General features: G+C 71.3%; 21 protein-coding genes. 10 read left to right on the top strand and 11 right to left on the bottom strand.

Features of this window, described 5'->3' with window-relative positions:
* The first annotated feature begins 91 nt into the window (after positions 1-91).
* A complete protein-coding gene (locus YWW_RS0121730; RefSeq protein WP_026931760.1) occupies positions 92-307 on the top strand; it encodes a hypothetical protein in 216 nt (71 codons plus the stop codon).
* A 59-nt stretch (positions 308-366) separates the two neighbouring features.
* Positions 367-777, top strand: a complete 411-nt coding sequence (locus YWW_RS0121725) for a hypothetical protein (RefSeq protein WP_026931759.1) — start codon at positions 367-369, stop codon at positions 775-777.
* Between the two features lie 187 nt (positions 778-964).
* Here YWW_RS0121725 and YWW_RS37580 read toward each other — a convergent pair whose 3' ends face one another.
* Entirely contained in the window at positions 965-1120 is a 156-nt protein-coding gene (locus YWW_RS37580) for a hypothetical protein (protein ID WP_425402708.1), read from the bottom strand.
* Between YWW_RS37580 and YWW_RS37575 the strand changes: the two genes are divergently transcribed.
* Both YWW_RS37575 and YWW_RS0121715 read left to right on the top strand, forming a co-directional pair.
* Positions 1106-1459, top strand: a complete 354-nt coding sequence (locus YWW_RS37575; protein ID WP_035698922.1) for a hypothetical protein — start codon at positions 1106-1108, stop codon at positions 1457-1459. The genes YWW_RS37580 and YWW_RS37575 overlap by 15 nt on opposite strands.
* Before the next feature lie 152 nt (positions 1460-1611).
* The gene (locus YWW_RS0121715; RefSeq protein WP_026931758.1) at positions 1612-3543 is read left to right on the top strand and encodes an NACHT domain-containing protein; all 1932 of its coding nucleotides are present in this window, start codon (positions 1612-1614) and stop codon (positions 3541-3543) included.
* 172 nt (positions 3544-3715) lie between these two features.
* On the opposite strand, the gene YWW_RS37005 is transcribed toward YWW_RS0121715, so the two are convergent.
* Complete coding sequence (locus YWW_RS37005) at positions 3716-3904, bottom strand: hypothetical protein (protein WP_155830321.1); 189 nt, start codon at positions 3902-3904, stop codon at positions 3716-3718.
* 65 nt (positions 3905-3969) lie between these two features.
* Entirely contained in the window at positions 3970-4899 is a 930-nt protein-coding gene (locus tag YWW_RS32190) for a LysR family transcriptional regulator (RefSeq protein ID WP_035698918.1), read from the bottom strand.
* Between the two features lie 138 nt (positions 4900-5037).
* Here YWW_RS32190 and YWW_RS0121700 point away from each other — a divergent pair, with 138 nt between their 5' ends.
* Positions 5038-5811: an SDR family NAD(P)-dependent oxidoreductase gene (locus tag YWW_RS0121700; protein ID WP_026931756.1), complete on the top strand. Its 774-nt coding sequence runs from the start codon at positions 5038-5040 to the stop codon at positions 5809-5811.
* A gap of 171 nt (positions 5812-5982) precedes the next feature.
* Here YWW_RS0121700 and YWW_RS0121695 read toward each other — a convergent pair whose 3' ends face one another.
* The 5 genes from YWW_RS0121695 to YWW_RS0121675 form a co-directional block, all read right to left on the bottom strand.
* A complete protein-coding gene (locus YWW_RS0121695; protein WP_026931755.1) occupies positions 5983-6882 on the bottom strand; it encodes an RNA polymerase sigma-70 factor in 900 nt (299 codons plus the stop codon).
* Positions 6883-6963: 81 nt separating this feature from the next.
* Entirely contained in the window at positions 6964-8148 is a 1185-nt protein-coding gene (locus tag YWW_RS0121690; RefSeq protein WP_026931754.1) for an NAD(P)/FAD-dependent oxidoreductase, read from the bottom strand.
* 169 nt (positions 8149-8317) lie between these two features.
* Entirely contained in the window at positions 8318-9505 is a 1188-nt protein-coding gene (locus YWW_RS0121685; RefSeq protein ID WP_026931753.1) for an RtcB family protein, read from the bottom strand.
* A 216-nt stretch (positions 9506-9721) separates the two neighbouring features.
* Complete coding sequence (locus YWW_RS0121680; protein ID WP_026931752.1) at positions 9722-10135, bottom strand: VOC family protein; 414 nt, start codon at positions 10133-10135, stop codon at positions 9722-9724.
* Between the two features lie 55 nt (positions 10136-10190).
* Positions 10191-11402, bottom strand: a complete 1212-nt coding sequence (locus YWW_RS0121675) for a zinc-dependent alcohol dehydrogenase (protein ID WP_026931751.1) — start codon at positions 11400-11402, stop codon at positions 10191-10193.
* Between the two features lie 138 nt (positions 11403-11540).
* On the opposite strand from YWW_RS0121675, the gene YWW_RS0121670 reads away from it, so the two are divergent.
* On the top strand, positions 11541-12656 hold the full coding sequence (locus YWW_RS0121670; protein ID WP_026931750.1) for a sensor histidine kinase: 1116 nt from the start codon (positions 11541-11543) through the stop codon (positions 12654-12656).
* Positions 12644-13297, top strand: a complete 654-nt coding sequence (locus YWW_RS0121665) for a response regulator (RefSeq protein ID WP_026931749.1) — start codon at positions 12644-12646, stop codon at positions 13295-13297. The genes YWW_RS0121670 and YWW_RS0121665 overlap by 13 nt, the downstream gene beginning before the upstream one ends.
* 23 nt (positions 13298-13320) lie before the next feature.
* Here YWW_RS0121665 and YWW_RS0121660 read toward each other — a convergent pair whose 3' ends face one another.
* Positions 13321-14172, bottom strand: a complete 852-nt coding sequence (locus YWW_RS0121660; protein ID WP_026931748.1) for an ABC-2 transporter permease — start codon at positions 14170-14172, stop codon at positions 13321-13323.
* Complete coding sequence (locus YWW_RS0121655) at positions 14169-15077, bottom strand: ABC transporter ATP-binding protein (protein ID WP_026931747.1); 909 nt, start codon at positions 15075-15077, stop codon at positions 14169-14171. Before YWW_RS0121655 ends, YWW_RS0121660 begins: the two co-directional genes overlap by 4 nt.
* Positions 15078-15225: 148 nt before the next feature.
* Between YWW_RS0121655 and YWW_RS0121650 the strand changes: the two genes are divergently transcribed.
* Genes YWW_RS0121650 through YWW_RS0121640 form a run of 3 tightly spaced genes read left to right on the top strand, consistent with a single transcriptional unit; the run spans position 15226 to position 17922 of the window.
* The gene (locus YWW_RS0121650; RefSeq protein ID WP_026931746.1) at positions 15226-16488 is read left to right on the top strand and encodes a sensor histidine kinase; all 1263 of its coding nucleotides are present in this window, start codon (positions 15226-15228) and stop codon (positions 16486-16488) included.
* Positions 16473-17126 carry a response regulator transcription factor gene (locus YWW_RS0121645; RefSeq protein WP_026931745.1) on the top strand — a complete coding sequence of 218 codons (654 nt, stop codon included), beginning with the start codon at positions 16473-16475 and terminating at the stop codon, positions 17124-17126. The genes YWW_RS0121650 and YWW_RS0121645 overlap by 16 nt, the downstream gene beginning before the upstream one ends.
* Before the next feature lie 4 nt (positions 17127-17130).
* Positions 17131-17922 (top strand): DUF4097 family beta strand repeat-containing protein, encoded by a 792-nt coding sequence (locus YWW_RS0121640; protein WP_026931744.1) that lies wholly within the window; start codon positions 17131-17133, stop codon positions 17920-17922.
* 34 nt (positions 17923-17956) lie between these two features.
* On the opposite strand, the gene YWW_RS32185 is transcribed toward YWW_RS0121640, so the two are convergent.
* On the bottom strand, positions 17957-18904 hold the full coding sequence (locus YWW_RS32185) for a cation diffusion facilitator family transporter (protein ID WP_051326165.1): 948 nt from the start codon (positions 18902-18904) through the stop codon (positions 17957-17959).
* Between the last annotated feature and the right edge of the window lie 27 nt (positions 18905-18931).

The following is an 18931-nucleotide window of genomic DNA, read 5'->3' as shown; positions in this document are numbered from 1 at the left end:
CACGACCGGAACCCACCGGTTTGCCGTAATGCGATAGCGTTCGGTGGGTAACTCACCCCGTACTGAACGCAGTAGAACGGATCACACCCCCGTGGCCTCAATCGACGAACTTGTCACCGTGCTCGATGCGAACAAGCAAGCCGCCGAAGAACTCACCGCCCAGATCGAGGCGAGCAAGCAGATGGCCGAGGAGCTCGTCTCCTCCGCTCAATCACTGGGAGCGGGTGGCGTCGTGGCCGCGCTCCAGTCCGCGAAGGACCAGATCGAGCAGGCCCGCACCGCCGCCGAGGCCGCCAAGCGCGCCTGACGATTCCGGTGCTGGAACGACCCGGCGGGATTGTCTCCAGCGACGTATATAGTCGCGGCATGAGCTGGGACGTGACCATCATGCGGGCGCCTCGCGAATTCGAGGAGTTCAACGACCTCCCGGACGACTGGGAGCCGCCGAGCCTGGGTTCCGTCGCCGAGGTCCGCGAGGTCCTGGCCGGGCAACTGCCCGGCATCACCTTCGACGCCCTCGGCTGGGGGCAGTTTGAAGGGCCCGGATTCTCCATGGAGGCGTCCCTGTACCCGAACAGTTCCGATGAGGTTGGGACAGTGTCGCTGTACATCCGGGGCGGCGGCGAGGCCGGTGCCGCGGCACTCGCGGTGGCGCGGGCATTCGAAGCGCGGGCGCTCGATTCCGGCAGTGGCGAGTGGCTGACTTCCGAGTCTGCTGACGAGTCGTTTGACTCCTGGCAGGCCTACAGGGATCGTGTGGTGCGGGAGAGTTCCTGACGCTTCCGGGGCTGTGCAAGCCGAACGGCCCGAGCGTGTAAGCGCCCGGGCCGTTGCCGCGTCCTGGAATCAACTCCAGTGCCAGCGGAGAGGAAACGCTGGCACTGCGGAATCGTCGCGATCGCAGTGCTCAGTTGGGGTAGAGGATTCGCTTGCGCAGCAGGTGGAATCCGACCCCACCATGCATCTACCGCTTGATCATCTTGACGCGCTTGGCATGTCCTTCGACGACGCCGGAGCTGTAGGGCAAGGTGCGTCCGTTGACGACCGCGTCCCAGTCCTTGTAGAGCCCGGTCGCGAAGCTCGCCAAGGGGGCGATGCCGCTGACTTGGGCGGCCTTGATCCAGGTCTCTGGCTCCTGGCTGCGGTTTTCGCCGCAATTCTCGAAGATTCCTTCGGGGACAACCTCACCCGAGATGCGATCGCCGGGTTCGTCAGAAGGCTGCGGGAAGACTACAGCGGCGCCGATGAGTTCAAACCGCTGACCGCTGAAGCGGTCATCCGGGCGAGCGCCGGGGAGGTCTCTCTCTTCGAGGACCTGACCAGGGAAGACATCGTGACCACGCAGATCATGATCATTGGAAGGCTTGGTGTTCAGGGTACTTCGGTGCGTCCCGACCTCGACCGCATCCTTGATGATGCTGAGGAGCTGGTAGCCGAGTGGGAGCGGGAAGACCAGTAACCCTGCTTCGGCCAACCGATATTCCGATTGCTGCGGTGCAACCAATGCGGTAGCACCGCAATATCATCAACGGCATGCCCAGACCCTCCCCCTCTCGGCGTCGTCGACAACGAGGATGGATATGGACCGTCCTTGCCCTCGTTCTGTGTGCGTTGGCCGTCCTGTCATGGTGGCTCGGCGAACGCGCCGGTCACGATTTCGTGGCAGATGTGGCGAAGGCGTCTTCCATCATGAGCGGGCTCGGGGCCGCCGTCTCTGCGGTTGTCAACGTGCTCAACTATCGCCGAGCGGCGCAGAACACGACAGCAGAACCACAAGACTACGGAGATCGGCTTGCCGAACTGGTCGTCAAAGAGGTCGGCAGTGAGATTGACCTGCTCGGCCTGGCCGGAAGCGATTACATCGAGGTCGATTGGACGTTCAATCCCCGGTTCAGCACCGCTGAGACTCGTCAGAAATTCATCGGAGACGGCCATGTTCCCAAGGCGACGACGCCACGCGGTCTCTCGACACTCGCCGATGATTGGCGGAAACACCGTCCGCAGCTCACGGTGATTCTCGGCCACAAGGGAGCCGGGAAATCCACGGCCGCGATGCTGCTGACACACCAGCTCCTCACAGGGCGGACCGACCGAGAAGACGCCGGTCCGGTGCCAGTGCTGTTCCGCATCGGCGAGTGGAACCCCGGCCATGACCTGCAAGCATGGATCGAAGACGAACTGGTCAAACACTATGACCTGCCGAAGACAAGCGGTGACCGCGAGTCGGACATCGCCGGTCGGCTCTTGGCCGGTGGTCATCTGGTCCTCGTGCTCGACGGGTTCGACGAGATCGCGGCCTCTCGCTCCCAGGACGCCTTGCGCGCGCTGCGCCAGACGCTGACGACCCTGCCGTGCCCGGTCGTGCTCACCTCGCGCATCGAACAGTTCACCGAGGCCATGAGCGCCTTCGGCGATCGCCTGGGGGTCACAGCCACGGTGACCCTGCGGCCGATCACTCAGGATAAGGCCGAACTGTTCCTGAAATCGGGACACCAGGACGAGGGCCACTGGGATGCGGTGATCGGACAGCTGCGGAAGGACGGCAGCCCTATCGCGCAGGCGCTGACCACGCCGCTGATGGTCTTCCTCTGCCGTGAGGCGTATAAGAGTGAAGACGACCGCCCTGAACTGGATCGGCTCGCGCAGTACAAGGATCGAGACGCGGTCGAACACGATCTGATCAGCCGGTTCATCTCCTCTCGGTACACACGTGGCACCGCAGCCGCAAAGGCTCAAGCCACCGCTTCGTCGCGGCGGTCTCCCGGCGCGAGCGACATGGCGGCGATCAGTCGCAAGTACGATCCCGCTGACGCCACAAGGTGGTTGAAGTTCATCGCCGCCCACATGGACCTGCTCCAGACCTCGCAGTTCGAATGGTGGCAACTGGCCGAAACGAACCCTCGCCGCGCCTCGGAACAAGTACTCCTGCCCGTACGCCTCAGACTCGGCCGCCGGGGGGTCGTGTTCGGGTCGGTGCTCGGGCTGATGTTCGGGCTGATGTTCGGGCTGACGTTCGGGCGGGAGATTGGGCCAGTGGCTGGGCTGATGGCCGGGCCGGTAGTCGGTTCCCTGACCGTGCTGGTGTACGGGCTGACAACAGACACGCATACTCAGTCGCAGTTGCAGACATTTACGGCCAGGCAGGTTCTGCTCGGCTCCCGCAATACACTGATTGGACTTTGGCTGGCAACCGGGCTGATGAGCGGGCTGATGAGCGGGCTGATGGCCGGGCTGGAGGTCGGGCCGGTGCTCGGGCTGGTGGCCGGGCTGGTGGGTGTGCTGATGGGCGTGTTGATGGCCGGGCTGGCGGGCGCGCTCAGCCGCGAGGACTGGGTTCGCTACCGCCTCACACACTTCCGCCTTTCCCGACGGGAGTCGAAGTTGCCGCGGCATCTCATGGACTTCCTCGAAGACTCACATCGGCTCGGAGTGCTGCGCCGGGTCGGCGCGGCATACGAGTTCCGTCATGGAGCACTTCAGCGGTTCCTCCTCGACGCCCCGTCGATATCGGACGAGGCGCCACCGTCCGCCCTCAAGGCGTAGTCAGGCCCGACCCTATGCCTCGGCCGATGGCATGGCCGTCGGCACCGTCCACATCTGCCCGGTCCCGCTCGACGACGATTCGATCCCGGTGGAGCAGCGCATCATCGTCGCCGAGCGCCTCCGGCCCGGCACCGGCCTAGCTGCGGTTCCACTCTGGACAAGGTGCGGGCGCTCAGCGCAGGGTCAGGACCGTCTCGGCGCCGAGGTGGGCGAGCTTCTCGGGGTTGCGGACGTAGTAGAGGCCGGTGACGAGGGCGTCGTCGACGCGGCGGGGCCCCGGCGTGGCGGCTGTCGATCGGCAGGCTCGCAGACCTGATGAGCGGGTGCGGTTTCGAGGAGTCGACGCGGCCGGTCGCGGCACCGCCGAGGGACGGTTTCCGCGACTTCGAATCGGGCCGCCGCATGCTCTGCGAACCGGCCGGTGCCTCAGCTCGTCGGCCGCGCGGCCCGGTCTGCTCCCACCGGCTCCGGCACCGGCGCGTTGGCATCGACGGCGGCGCGTACGAACGCGCGCACCCGCTCTGTCTCGTTGGCCTCCAGCCACACCGGGCCCCACTCGACCGGGCTGGAATCGCAGAACGGCACGTAGGCGATATCGGGCCGCGGGTGGTAGGAGGCGACGTGAGCCCCCACGGGGACCACGCCCCGCCCGGCCCCGACCATGGTCAGCATCTCGCTGAAGGTGCTGACGCTGGGCCCGATCAGCAGCTCCTCGCCCTCGGGGATGCAACTGGACTGTCGGGTCACGCCCACCCCGTGCAGGGCCTGAGTGGACAACTGGAGCACCGGGTGCTCGGTCAGGGCCGCCACCGGCACGAACTCCTCGGCCGCAAGCGGTCCGGCCGCGGGCACCGCCAGGACCCGCGGCTCGGTCATCAGGACCGGGCCCAGCACCACCCCGGGGAACGGGCGAGCGGCCACGAGGACGTCGACCTCGCCCTCCCGCATCAACGTCCCGACGTCGGCGTTGCCGACCTCGACAAGCTGCGGAGCGCACTCGGGGTGGCGGGGGCCGAACACGTTGAGGGCCTTGCTGACCAGCTGCCCGGCGGCGGCGCCCATGAAGCCGACGCGCAGCACGCCCTCCACGCCGCGTCCGGCGGTGACGGCCCGCCGGAGCGCTTTCTCCATGTCGGACACGATGGGGCCCAAGTCGGCCGCCAGCTGCCGCCCGATGGGGGTCAGGTTCACGGTGCGGCTGGTGCGCTCGAACAGCGCCGCGCCGATGCGGCGCTCGATCTTCTTGACCGTCTGGCTCACTCGTCCGGTGGTCACTCGCAGCCTGGTCGCGGTGCGCCCGAAGTGCAGCTCCTCCGCCAGGATCAGAAAGGTCTCGATCTCGTGGCGCTCCAGCATGTGACCCCCATCGTTGAGAACGGCATTGTTGAGTCCGGCTAAACGACCGTAGCGCGATCGGTGCTTGATGCCAATTCGGTTCGGGCGCAAGGTTGGAGCACGCCAAGTAGTCACATTCACGCAGTAGAGGAAACACGCATGAGCACGCAGATCGACGACCGCTTCAACGGCAAAGTGGCCCTCGTGACCGGCGGCGGGGCAGGCATCGGACGCGCCGTCGCGCTCGCCTTCGCCAGGGCCGGGGCCGTCGTCGCAGTGGCGGGCCGCACTTTGGCGAGCCTGGAGGAGACCGTGAAGCTGATCGAGGCCGAGGGCGGCCGGGCCTCGGCGACCACGGCCGACGTCGCCGACCCGGCCCAGGTCGAGGCCCTGGTCGCGACCGTGGTCGAGCGCCACGGCGGCCTGCACATCGCCTTCAACAACGCGGGCGTCGTGGGCACCGTCGGCCCCTCCGCCGAGCAGACCTTTGAGGACTTCTCGCAGGTGCTGGACGTCAACGCCAAGGGGACCTGGCTGGCGATGAAGCACGAGATCGCGCACATGCGCGCCAACGGCGGCGGCGCCATCGTCAACAACGCCTCGGTGTTCGGCGTCCATGCCCGCCCGGTCGGATACGCCCCCTACACCGCGTCCAATGGCGCGATCAGCCTGCTGACCCGCACCGCGGGACGCGAATACATCCGCGAGGGCGTGCGCGTCAACGCCGTCAGCCCCGGCCCGATCGACACCCGCCTGTCGTTCGGCCCGGGTGAGACCAGCGCCGACCGCGACGCCCGCATGACCGAGACGATCCCGATCGGCCGCGTCGGCCGCACCGAGGAGGTCGCGGACGCGGTGCTGTGGCTGGCCAGTGACCAGTCCAGCTACGTGGTCGGCCACGATCTGGTCATCGACGGCGGCGCCTCGGCCTGATGGTCGTTCGCAAGGCGCGGGTCCTTCACGGAAGGTCCCGCGCCTTGCGATCTTGAAGGCGTCCCCTGACTGCCGATGCGTCCTCTCCGATTCCTGCCGCGCTCGCGAGCCCGGGCCCACTCGATCCATGTAGGGCATCGACTGAGCCGCGGTTCGAGGCAGGGCACAGACTCAGCGCAGGGTCAGCACCGTCTCGGCGCCGAGGCGAGCGAGCTTCTCGGGGTTGCGGACGTAGTAGAGGCCGGTGACGCGGGCGTCGTCGACGCGGAGCGCCAGGACGCCGTCGATCTCCCCGTTGAGGCGCAGGAGAATCCCCGGGCTGCCGTTGACCACGGTGGCCTCCACGGTGACGGCGGAGGACAGCTTGGCGAGGCGGCCCGCGGCCATCCGGGTCACCCGCTCGGCGCCGGTGATCGGCCGCAGCGTGGCCTGCTTGATGCCGCCGCCGTCGGTGATGAGGACGACCTCGGGGGCGAGCACTTCGAGGAGCCGGTGCGGCTCCCCTTCGTGGAGCGCGCGGACGATGAAGTCCACCGTCGCGCGGGTCTCGCTCGTGGGGGAGACCGCCTTGCGGGGGCGGCGCTCCTCGACGTGGGCGCGGGCGCGGTGGGCGATCTGCCGGACGGCCTCCGGTGTCTTGCCGAGGGTGGCCGCGATCTCGTCGTAGCCGACGTCGAAGGCCTCCCGCAGCACGAAGACGGCGCGCTCGGTCGGTGAGAGCGCTTCGAGGACGACCATGAGCGCCATCGACACGTTCTCGGCGAGCTCTACGTCCTCGGCCACGTCCGGCGAGGTGAGCAGCGGCTCGGGCAGCCACGGCCCGATGTAGGCCTCCTTGCGGCGCTGCATGGCGCGCAGCCGGTTCAGCGACTGCCGGGTGGTGATGCGGACCAGGTAGGCGCGCTGGTCGCGCACCTCCGCCAGGTCCACATTGACCCATCGCAGCCACGTCTCCTGGAGGACGTCCTCGGCGTCGGCGGCCGAGCCGAGGATCTCGTAGGCGACGGTGAACAGCAGATTGCGGTAGGCGACGAACGCCTCCGTCGCCGGATCGGTGGACTGGTCGCTCATGTCTCGGTTCCCTTCTTCGCCGTCGCCTCAATGATCGCCGTCGGCGGGGCCTCAGCCGCGCCGACGGCGCGCCCGCCCTCGTCAGGCGGCCTGTTTCCCCGCGTGCGAGGCGTCCCGCAGCCGCTGCTGGCGCTCGTCGTCCCTGCGCCAGGTCATCGAGCCGGGTTTGCGCCCCTCCTGCGCCATGTGCTCGACGGACTTCTGGCAGGTGGTCTCCTTGACCTTCGCCGCGAAGGAGCCGCGCAGGTGCCACCTGATCGCGTTGTCGTCCTTGGAGGCGAACTGGAAGACGCCGTCGCGCCGGCCCAGGCTGAGGCACTGGCCGAAGAAGCCGACGTCGAGCGGGCCGGGCCGCGCGCCGGCGAGCCGGTTGAGCACCGTGTCGGCGGCGTGCGCGCCGACCCTGGCCGCGGCCTGGCAGCTCATGCGCAGCGGCATGCCCGAAGGCGCGGCCGAGTCCCCGGCGGCGAGAATGCGGTCGTCGTCGACACTGGTCAGCGTCTCGTCAGTGAGCAGGCGCCCCAGGGCGTCGGTGCGCAGCCCGCTCTCCATGGCCAGCTTCGGCACGCCGAAGCCGGTGGTCCAGATGGTCAGCGCGCTCGGCAGCTCCCGGCCGCCCGCGAGCCGCACCGCGTCGCTCATGACCTCCGTGACCCTCGTGTCCCCGCCTTCGCGCACGGTCACGCCGAGCGCGGCGAGCTTCTTGGCGACGGTGCGGCGGCCCTGCGGGTGCAGGTACGGCCCGAGCACGCCGCCGCAAACCATGGTCACGGCGCGGCCCTGCTCGGCCAGTTCGGAGGCGACTTCGATGCCGGTCGGGCCGCCGCCGACCACGACCACGGCCGCGGCCCGGGGCAGCTCGTCCATGGCCGAGCGCAGCAGCTGCGCCTCCTCCAGGGAGGCGATCGGGTAGGAGAACTCGGCCGCCCCCGGCACGCTCGGGTCGGCGCTGCCGCTGCCCACCGCGTAGATCAGATAGTCGTAGCCGAGCGCGCCGCCCTCTTTCAGAGCGACCCGGCGTCCGGCGGCGTCGATCCGCTCCACGGTGTCGACCACCAGACGGACCTTCGGCGACAGGATCTCCTGGAAGTCGACGACCGCCTTGTGCGACCCGCCCACCAGCTGGTGCAGCCGGAGCCGCTCGACGAAGTGCGGGCGCGGGTTGACCAGCGTCACCGCGACGTCGTCGCGCTGGGTCAGGCGGTTGGCGGCCATGGCTCCGGCGTATCCGCCGCCGACCACCACCACCTTGCATGTCTCGCTCATCGTGTCTCCTTCGGTTTCTCGGGTTCGTCTCAAGACACCGCCCCGCCGATCCCCGTGACATGCTGTGTCGCAGGTCACGAGACCGTCGGGGTTCCGAGTGGGAGAGCGATGAAGCGGCCGGAGACGCGACCGCCCGCGGCCCGTGCGGGCCGCGGGCGGTGCACGCGGTTCAGCCCTTGACGCAGACGACCTGGCGGAGCCGGGCCACGACCTCGACCAGGTCGGCCTGGGCGGCCATGACCTCCTCGATGTCCTTGTAGGCGGCCGGGATCTCGTCGACGACCCCGGCGTCCTTGCGGCATTCGACGCCCTCGGTCTGGGCGGCGAGGTCCGCGGCGGTGAACCGTCGCTTGGCGGCGTTGCGGCTCATCTTCCGGCCGGCCCCGTGCGAGGCCGACTCGAAGGCCGCCCCGTTCCCCAGGCCGCGCACGATGAAGCTGGAGGCGCCCATCGAGCCGGGGATGATCCCCATGTCGCCCTTCCCGGCGCGGATCGCGCCCTTCCGGGTGACCAGCAGGTCCTGGCCGTCGTGGGTCTCCTCGGCCACGTAGTTGTGGTGCGCGGAGATCTCGGTGTCGAAGCGCGCCTTGGCGAACCGCTTCTTCACGACCTTGCGCAGCAGCGCCATCATGACCGCCCGGTTGCGGCGGGCGTAGTCCTGCGCCCAGTACAGGTCGCGCCGGTAGGCCTCCATCTGCGGCGTGTCGGCCACGAAGACCGCCAGGTCCGGGTCCGGCAGGTCCGCGTTGTGCGGCAGGGACTTGGCGCGTTCGATGTGGTGCTGCGCCAAGGCGTTGCCGACGAACCGCGAACCGGAGTGCAGCATGAGCCAGACCTGGTCGTCGTCGGACAGGCACACCTCGATGAAGTGGTTGCCGCCGCCGAGCGTGCCCAGCTGCTTCATGGCCTTGCCCTGGACGCGCCGGGCCACCGGCCCGGCGAGCTCGTCGAGGCCCGACCAGAACTCGTGCCAGCCGTGCAGGCCGGTCCCCAGGCTCTTGGTGTCGACCGAGTTCTTGTGCATCGACTGTCCGACCGGGACGGCCGCCTCGATGTCCGAGCGCAGACGGCCCAGGTCGTCGGGCAGGTCCGAGGCGGTCAGGGAGGTGCGCTGCGCGGTCATGCCGCAGCCGATGTCGACGCCGACGGCGGCGGGCGAGACCGCGCCGCGCATGGCGATGACCGAGCCGACGGTGGCGCCGATGCCGTAGTGGACGTCGGGCATGACCGCGACGCCGTGGACCCACGGCAGCTTCGCGATGTTGTACAGCTGCCCGCGCGCCTGCGGCTCGACCGCGTCGACATCGCCCCACAGGCGGATCGGAGCCGCCTTGGTCTCGAGGGTGGTGAATGGCACGGCAAGACTCCTCTCGCTTGAGTGACTGGGGGACAACGGGCCTCGTCGCGAGACACATCCTCCGGGATCGCGGGGCGAGAATCAACGCATTTAACGTCAGGAGGCGGCAGTATGCGGCAGGGAGACGGTGTCGGATCCGGGCGCCCCGGCAACGCGGCGAGCGGGCGCGGACGGGCCGGACGGCGCCCGGTCGGATCTGTCGACCAGGCCCCGGGCTCAGGCGACGCAGAACTCGTTGCCCTCCGGGTCGGCCATGACCACGTGATGGCCCGCCTCCTCCCACAGCACGCCCGCCCCGGCCGCCCGCAGCCGCTCGACCTCGGCGGTGATCCGCTCCCACCGGTCGTCGCCGCTGCCGCCGACGCGGACGTCGATGTGGAGCCGGTTCTTCGCCGTCTTCGGCTCGGGGACGCGCAGGATCGACAGCCGCGGGCCGAGCCCGTCAGGGTCGCAGAGCCAGGCGCCCTCGCGCGGGTCGACCTCGGTCACCCCGTGGTGCCGCAGCCACTCCTCGCGGGTGGCGAACGGCGCCGGAGGCGGCTCGTCCACATACCCCAGCGCCAGCTTCCAGAACTCGCCCAGCAGCACCGCGTCCGCGCAGTCGAGCGTCAGATCGATCCTCGTCGCCATGCGGGCCTCCTCTCGTAGGAGACCGGACACTACCGGCCGCCTGCGACACCGGCGCTCAGGCGACGTCCAGAACGGTCTTGAGCCAGCCGTCCTCGCGCCGGTCGAAGGTCTCGTAGGCCTCGACGGCGTTCGTGGGCCGCTCGTGCCGCGTGATGAACGCGGTCGGGTCGACCGTGCCGGAGACCACGAGGTCGAGCAGCGCGGGCAGATAGCGGCGGTGGTTGCAGTTGCCCATCTGGACGGTGAGGTTCTTGTTCATCGCCGTGCCGATGGGGAAGCTGTTGAAGCCGGGCGGGTAGACGCCGATGACGCCGATGCTGCCCGCCTTGGCCACGGCCTCCACGGCCCATTCGAAGGCGAGGCTCGGCGCGTCGCCCGGCACCCACTGGTCGCCGCTCGGGTTCGCCTCGGGGGCGGCCTGCCGCCGCTCGGCCTCGAAGCGCTCGGCCATCCTCCCGGCCCGCTCGGCGGCGGGCCCGGACTTCGGGCGCTGGGCGTCCACGCCCACGGCCTCGATGACGCGGTCGACGCCGATGCCGCCGGTGAGCTCCTTGACCGCGTCGACCGGGTCCTCGCGGTTGAAGTCGATCGGCTCGGCGTTCTGCTCGCGAGCCTTGTCCAACCGGGAGGCGATGCCGTCGACGACGAGCACCCGCCCGGCGCCCTGCCGCTTGGCCGAGGCGATCGCGAACTGGCCCACCACGCCCGCGCCCAGCACCAGCACGGTGTCCCCCCTGCCGACCTCGGCGAGCTTCGCGCCGAACCACGAGGTGGGGAAGATGTCCGAGAGCAGGATCGCCTGGTCGTCGCTCACCGAGTCCGGGACGCGCACCAGGCCCGTCATCGCGTACGGCACGCGCGCGTACTCGGCCTGGAGGCCGTCGACCGGCCCGGTCGACTTCGGCCCGCCGAAGAAGCACGTGCCCGCCGAGGGCCCGTTCGGATTGGCGGTGTCGCACTGCGCGTAGTAGCCGGCCCGGCAGTACGAGCACGTGCCGCACCCCACCGTGGAGGGCACCACCACCCGGTCGCCGGGGACGAAGCCGCGCACCGCCGGCCCGACCTCCTCGACCACGCCCACGGCCTCGTGGCCCAGGATCGTGCCCTCGACCATGCCCGGCAGCGTGCCGCGCACCATGTGCAGGTCCGTGCCGCAGATCGCGCTGCGCGTGATGCGCACGATCGCGTCGGTCGCCTCCTCGATCTTCGGATCGGGCACCTCGTCCAAGCGGATGTCCCCGGTCCCGTGCCACACCACGGCCTTCATCGCGTTCCCCCTCCTGCGGACGTCGCCGCCGGGTTCCCCGGACGCGGCCCGCGAAACGCCGCCGCTCCTCCTCGGGTGGCGGGCGCCCCCTACTTCCGTAGGTGTCCGGCCCTCCGCGCCCGGCGCTAGCCTGGCCCGATGCTGATGCGACTGAAGCCCGTGCTCGCGGCCGCGACCGTCATGTTCGTGGGCGTCGGAGGGCTGACCGCGCTCGCGCTGTGGGCGCGCGACCCCGTCACCGCCTGGGACGTCGCCGCCGCCGTCGCGAGCGTGGCCGCCGCGCTCGCGCAGCTGTGGCGGCCGATCGGCGGCACAATCGCCGCCACGGTCCTCGCCGCGTTCACGCCGATCGCGACCCCGGCCGCGACGGCCGGGGTGGTCCAGGTGGCGCAGCACCGGAGACTGCCGCCCGCGGCGGCCGTCGCGGCGCTCGGGGTCGCCGCGCACGCCGTGCAGGGACTGGTGGACCCGAACCCGGCCATCTCCTACGAATGGTGGCTGCTGCTGGACGTCGCCGTGTACGGCGCGCTGCTCGGCTGGGGAGCGCTGACCCGCTCCCGCCGCGAACTGCTCGCCTCGCTGCGCGAGCGCGCCCACCGCGCCGAGGCCGAGCAGGGCCGCCGCGTCGCCGAGGCCCGCGCCGCCGAGCGGCGCGAGCTCGCCCGGGAGATGCACGACGTGCTGGCCCACCGCCTGTCGCTGGTGTCGACCTACGCCGGGGCGCTGGAGTACCGCCCCGACGCCCCGCCCGAGCAGCTCGCCACCGCCGCGGGCATCGTCCGCCAGGGCATCCACGAGGCGCTCGACGAACTGCGGCAGGTCATCGGCCTGCTGCGGGAGAACGACACGGCCGACGACGACGGCTTCGTGCCGACCCTCGCCGACCTGCCGCGGCTGCTGGAGGAGGCCCGCCGCGTCGGCCAGTCGATCCGCCTCGTCGACGAGCGCGCCGAGGCCGCGCCCCCGGTCTCGATCGGCCGCACGGCCTTCCGCGTGCTCCAGGAGGGCCTGACCAACGCCCGCAAGCACGCCCCCGGCCTCCCGGTCGAGGCGGTGCTCCGCGGCGAGCCCGGCGGCCGCCTGCTCATCGAGCTGCGCAACCCGCTGCCGCCCGTCCCCGCCGGGAACGGCAGCGGCTCCGGCCTCGGCCTGGTCGGGCTCGCCGAGCGGGTCAAGCTCGCCGGAGGGGAACTGGACCACGGCGTCGCCGAGCGGCGCTTCCGCCTGCGGGCCCGGCTACCATGGCCCGCGTGATCCGCGTGCTCCTGGTCGACGACGACGCCCTCGTCCGCGCCGGACTGTCCATGATGCTCGATGGTGCCGCGGGGATCAGCGTGGTCGCCGAGGCGGCCGACGGCCGCGAGGCCCTCACCGCCGCCGACGCCCACTCGCCCGACGTGGTCCTCATGGACCTGCGCATGCCGCGAGTGGACGGCATCGACGCCACCCGGCGGCTGCGCGCCCTCGCCCGCCCGCCCGAGGTGATCGTGCTGACCACCTTCGACTCCGACGAGAACGTCCTGCGGGCGCTGCGCGTCGGCGCGAGCGGCTTCCTGCTCAAGGACACCCCGCCCGAGCAGATCGTCGCCGCGGTCACCCGCGTCGCCGCCGGGGAGCCGATCCTCTCCCCGAGCGTCACCCGGCGGCTGATGGAGCGCACCGTCGCCCAGTCCGGCGCCTACGACCGGGCGCGGGCCGCGCTCGACGCGCTCACCCCGCGCGAGCGGGAGGTGGCGCTCGCGATCGCGCGCGGCCGCTCCAACGCCGAGCTCGCCTCCGAGCTCGCCATGAGCGTCACCACCGCGAAGGCCCACGTCTCCAGCATCCTGGCCAAGCTCGGCCTCGACAACCGCACGCAGATCGCGCTCCTGGCGCACGACGCGGGGGCGGTCTGACCGACCGCCCCCGCGCCGCGTCCTCAGGCCACGTCCCGCCGTTCGACCAGGGCGAAGGCGAGCACCAGGAAGACCACCACGTAGCCGCCCAGCATGCCCGCCGCGACCGGGCCGGACAGGGCGTCGAGCACGCCCGGCGTGCCCTCCGCGTCGCCCGACGCCGAGCTGAGCGCCCCGGCCAGGGAGCCCGCGCTGGAGCCGGGCAGCCGGTCGACCACGGCCGGGAGGCCGTCGATCAGCTGCGCCACGCCCCGCAGCAGGTTCTCCACCACCAGCGTCCACAGCAGGCCCAGGCCGACGCTCAGCGCCGGGCCCCGCGTCAGCGCCCCGAGGAACGCGCCGCCGGACGCCCACATGCCGAGCACCAGCGCCGTCCCGCCCATCGAGGCCGCCGTCTCGCCCCAGTCGGGCCACACCAGGTCCTGCGACTCGACCGCGGCGACCAGGCTCGACATGCCGAGGACGAACACGGTGCTGAAGAGCACGAGCCCGAGCACGCACGCCCCGATCGCCGCGAGCGTGCCGCCGGTGGCGGCGAGGCGGCCGGGCCCCTGCGTCAGGACCGTCTTCCACGTCCCCCAGCCGTAGGCGTTGCCCACGACGAGCGCCGCGAAGATCATGGCCACGGCGCCGCCGAACATCGGCGTGCCCTGGATCAGCGACGCCGGGGCCGCCTGCGGCAGCATCGAGGCCAGGAGCTCGGACGTCGGCCCGCCCTGGAAGGCGTCCTGGTCGCCCGAGCGGTAGGCGATGTAGGGGAAGGCGAACACGAAGGCGAACAGGAGCGTGATCCAGATGCCTCCGAGCACCCACGTGGCCGGCCAGAGCATCAGCCTGCGCAGCTCGGCCCGGGTGCTGTCGATCCATGCGTTCATCGCTGCGCCTCCGTCATCGTCAGGAACACGTCTTCGAGCGAGCGTTCGCGCACCGCCACCGAGTGGACGTCCACGCCGTCGGCCACGAGCTCGCGGACCATGGCCGGGACGTCGACGCCCGAAGCCTCGGTGGTGAGGACCGTGCGCCCGTCCTCGTCGCGGGCCTGTTCGACCTCGGCCCTCGCCGCTCCCTTCACGATCGGCGCCGCCCGCTCGGCGGGCTCGGCGCCGACCTGGAGCACCCGGGCGCCGCGCAGGTCGGCCACGGTGCCCTCGAAGGACATTCGGCCGTCGACGATGACGCCGACGCGGTGGCAGCACTGCTGCACCTCCGCGAGCAGGTGGCTGGAGAGCAGGACGGTCTGCCCGTCGCCGCTCAGGTCCTGGATCAGGCGCCGCATCGAGGCCATGCCCGCCGGGTCGAGGCCGTTGGTGGGCTCGTCGAGCACGAGCAGGTCGGGGCGGCCCATGAGGGCCGCGGCGACGCCGAGCCGCTGCTTCATCCCCAGCGAGTAGGTCCGGAAGCGGTCCTTCCCGCGCTCGGCGAGGTCGACCCGCTCGAGGGCCTCCTCGGCCTCGCGCCGGCCCAGCCCGCGGTAGCGGGCGACGACCCGGAGGTTCTCCAGGCCGGACAGGTAGGGGTAGAAGCCGGGCCCCTCGATGAGGGAGCCGGTGCGGCGCAGCGCCCCGGGGCTGCCCGGAGGCAGGCCGTGCACGAGCGCCGAGCCGCCGCTGGGCTCGACCAGCCCCAGCAGCATCCGCAGGGTCGTGGTCTTGCCCGCCCCGTTGGGGCCGAGGAAGCCGTAGACCTCGCCGCGGCGAACGGTCAGGCTGACCCGGTCGGCGGCCGCGCGGTCGCCGTAGCGTTTCGTCAACCGGTCGGTCGACACGATGTCGTCGTCCATGACCCCATCGTCGGCGCGGCGGGCCGAAGGGGCATCAGCGCGCGAACGTATCCCGGCCTCAACGCCCGGGGGTACGGGAGAAAACTCCACCGCGAAGCCGGAGGCCAGCGGCAATGCGCCCCACGTCCTGCGAAAATAGGGTTCAGGCATGGACACCACCACCGACTCGGCCGCTCCGCGGCCGCCCGGAGCACTCGGCCTGATCGGGGCGCTGTGGGCGGCGCGGACGTGGCGCTCGCTCACCCACCTCGTCACCGGCCTGTTCATCGGCCTCTTCGGCGGCCTCGCGCTCCTGTGCCTGATGATCGTCGCGATCGCCGGCGCGCCCACGATCATCCTCGCGCTCGCGGCCTGCGGCGCGATCGTCGCCCTGAACCGGGGCCTGACCGCCCTCCAGCGCTCCCGCCACGCCGCCTACCTCGGTCTGAGCCTCCCCGGCGAACGGCCCGAGCGGGGCTTCACGCTCCGCCCCCGCGTCCTGCTCGACCTCCTGAGCACCGGCAAGGTCTGGGGACGCCTGGCCTACCACCTCCTGGCGTTCGTCTACGGGCCCCTCGCCGCGACGATCGCCATCGCGACCTGGTGCGTCGGCGCGGCGCTGCTGCCCGCCCCGCTCTACTGGGGCGGCCCCGACCCGGGGGCCGAGCCGTTCCTGTTCGCCCTCCTCGGCCTCGCCCTGCTGCTGGCGGCCCCCTGGCTCACCCGCGGGCTCGCGGCCCTCGACGCGCAGATGGCGCGCCTGATGCTCGGCGTCACCCGCAGCGAGGAGCTCGAACAGCGCATCGGCGACCTGGCCGCCAGCCGCGACTCCACCGTCGACGCGGCCGACGCCGAGCGCAGGCGCATCGAACGCGACCTCCACGACGGCGCCCAGCAGCGCATCACCTCCCTGGCGATGAACCTCGGCATCGCCCGCGCCACCCTCACCGACCTGCCCGAACCCGGCGCCCGCGCCCTGGAGCAGGCGCACGAGGAGGCCAAGCAGGCCCTCACCGAACTGCGCGACCTCGTCCGCGGCCTGCACCCGGCGGTGCTGGAGGACCGCGGGCTCGACGCGGCCCTCTCGGCCGTCGCCGCCCGCTCCCCGGTGCCGGTGCGCGTCCACGTCGACATGGACCGCCGCGCGGGCCGCGACGTCGAGGCGGTGGCCTACTTCGTGGTCTCCGAGGCGCTCGCCAACGTCGCCAGGCACTCCGGCGCCTCCCGCGCCGCCGTCGACGTCGCACTGCGGGACGACCGCCTCCGCCTCGTCGTCACCGACGACGGGACCGGCGGCGCCGACCCGGCGGACGGCACCGGCCTGCGCGGCCTGGCCGACCGGGTGCGCTCGGTCGACGGGACCTTCACCCTCGCCAGTCCCGCAGGGGGACCGACCGCCATCGAAGTGGAGCTGCCATGCGCGTCGTCATAGCCGAGGACTCGGTCCTGCTGCGGGAAGGGCTCGCCCGTCTCATGGAACTCGGCGGCATCGAGGTCCTCGACACCGTCGGGGACGCCGAGCAGCTGCTCCGCTCCGTCGAGGCCGACTGCCCCGACCTGGTCGTGGTCGACGTGCGGATGCCGCCCGACCAGAGCGACGAGGGCCTGAGGGCCGCGCTGGTGCTGCGCCGCCGCTACCCCGGGCTCGCCGTCCTCATGCTCTCCCAGTACGTCGAGGAGCGCTACGCCGTCGAGCTCCTCACCGGACGGACCCGCGGCGTCGGCTACCTCCTCAAGGACCGGGTCGCCGACGTCCCGGAGTTCCTCGACTCCGTCAAGCGGGTCGCCGAGGGCGGGACCGCGCTCGACCCCGAGGTCGTCTCCCAGCTCCTCGTCCGCCGCGAAGGCAGCGAGGTCGAGCGACTGACGCCCCGCGAACGGGAGGTCCTGTCCCACATGGCCGAGGGCCGCTCCAACGGCGGCATCGCCGAGGCCCTGTACCTGAGCGACGGCGCCGTCTCGAAGCACATCCACAGCATCTTCACCAAACTCGGGCTCCCGCCCACCGACAGCCACAACCGCAGGGTGCTCGCCATCTTGAAGTACCTGCGCGAGAACGAGAAGGACTGAACGAATGACCACCATCGAGAACGATGCCCCGACCGAGGCGCCCGCGAAGCAGCCCCGCCGCAAGGCCTGGCTGGTCGTCGGCGGCGCCCTCACCGCGGTGATCCTGCTGTTCGTCGTCGCCGTGGCCGGCGTGCTGATCTGGAGCGCCTCTTCGCCGCGCGAGACCGACTCCCGCGCCCAGACCTACGAGTCCGTCGCCGGCGTGGACCTGGACGTGGCGGTGGGGAGCGTGAGCCTGACCGGCGGCGACGGCGCGGAGCTGAGCGTCGAGAGCGACATGCACTGGAAGGGCCCCGAGCCGCAGGTCGAAGAGGAGCTGACCGCCGACGGCGTCTTCGAGGCCCGCGCCCAGTGCGGGGAGGACTACCTGTTCTGGCTGCTCGGCGCCCAGTGCGAGGTCGACTACTCGGCCGCCGTGCCCTCCGGCACCCCTGCGCTGGTGCGGACGAGCGTCGCCGACATCGACGTCGACGGCCTCGACGGCGAGCTCGACATCGAGACCACCACCGGCGAGGTCGACGCCCGGAACCTCCGCACGAGCGACACCTCGATCACCTCGACCACCGCCGACGTGACCGTCTCCTTCGCCGAGCTGACCGGCGGCGTCGACATCTCCACGACCACCGGCAACGTGACCGTCCTCGTGCCCGACGACGGCACCGCCTACGAGGTGCGGTACGACTCCACCACCGGTGCGGAGGAGATCGGCATCGCCACCGACCCCTCCGAAACGAACGGACAGGTCATCGACGTGACCACCACCACCGGCAACCTGGAGGTCCGCTACGTCTCCTGACGGCGCGCGGCCGGGATCGCCTCCCGGCCGCGCCTCAGCCGTCCCGGTCCCCGTCGGACGGCCCGTACGGGCTGAGGAAGACGTACCGGATCGAAGGGAAGCGCTCGCGCAGCCGCGCCTCAGCCGAGCGGCCCGTCCGCTCGATCGCCGCGCCGCCGGCGGCGTCGCGGAAGTCGACCCGGGCGGCCACGAGCACCTCGGTCGGTCCGAGGTAGAGGGTGAGCAGCTCCCCGACGCCCGTGATGTCGTCGTGCGCCTCCAGCTCGGCGCGGATCACCTCCCGCAGCCTCGGCGGCACCGAGCGCCCGACCAGCAGCGAGATGTTCGCCCGCCCCAGGCTCACCGCCACGATCAGCAGCAGGACGCCGATGAGGACCGACGCGGCCCCGTCGAAGAACGCGTTCCCGGTGATCTCGGTCAGCGCCAGGCCGAGCGCGGCCAGCAGCAGCCCGATCAGCGCCGCCGAGTCCTCCAGGAAGACCGCCTTGAGCGTCGTGTCGGGCGTGACGCGCAGCAGCCTGAGCGGCCGCGTGGACCACCGGCTCGACTCCGAGCGGAGCTGGCGGATCGTGCGCAGGAAGGAGACGCCTTCGAGCACGAAGGCGATCGCGAGCACGATGTACGAGACCAGGAAGCCGGTCTCGGCCTCCTCGCTCATCGAGTGCACGCCGTGGGTGATGGAGAACAGCCCGCCCGCCACGAAGGTGCACGCCGCCGCCAGCACCGCCCACAGGTACGCGGTGCGCCCGTACCCGAACGGATGCACCTCATCGGCCGGTCGGGCGCTGTTGCGCAGCGCCGCGTACAGCATGATCTGGGTGACGGTGTCGGCCGCCGAGTGCGCGGCCTCGGAGACCATCGCGGCCGAGCCGCTGAGCAGGCCCGCGACGAGCTTGGCGACGGCGATGGCGAGGTTCATCAGCGCGGCCACCACGACGGTGATCACGCTCTCCGACTTCACCGCCCCCGTCTCGTCGCCCACGCCTCCGAGCTTAAAGTCCGCCGCCGG

The organism is Glycomyces tenuis DSM 44171 (assembly GCF_000427885.1).
GTDB lineage: Bacteria > Actinomycetota > Actinomycetes > Mycobacteriales > Micromonosporaceae > Glycomyces > Glycomyces tenuis.
The sequence above is the reverse complement of the archived record's forward strand: the minus strand, read 5'-3'. Positions and strand labels throughout refer to the sequence as shown.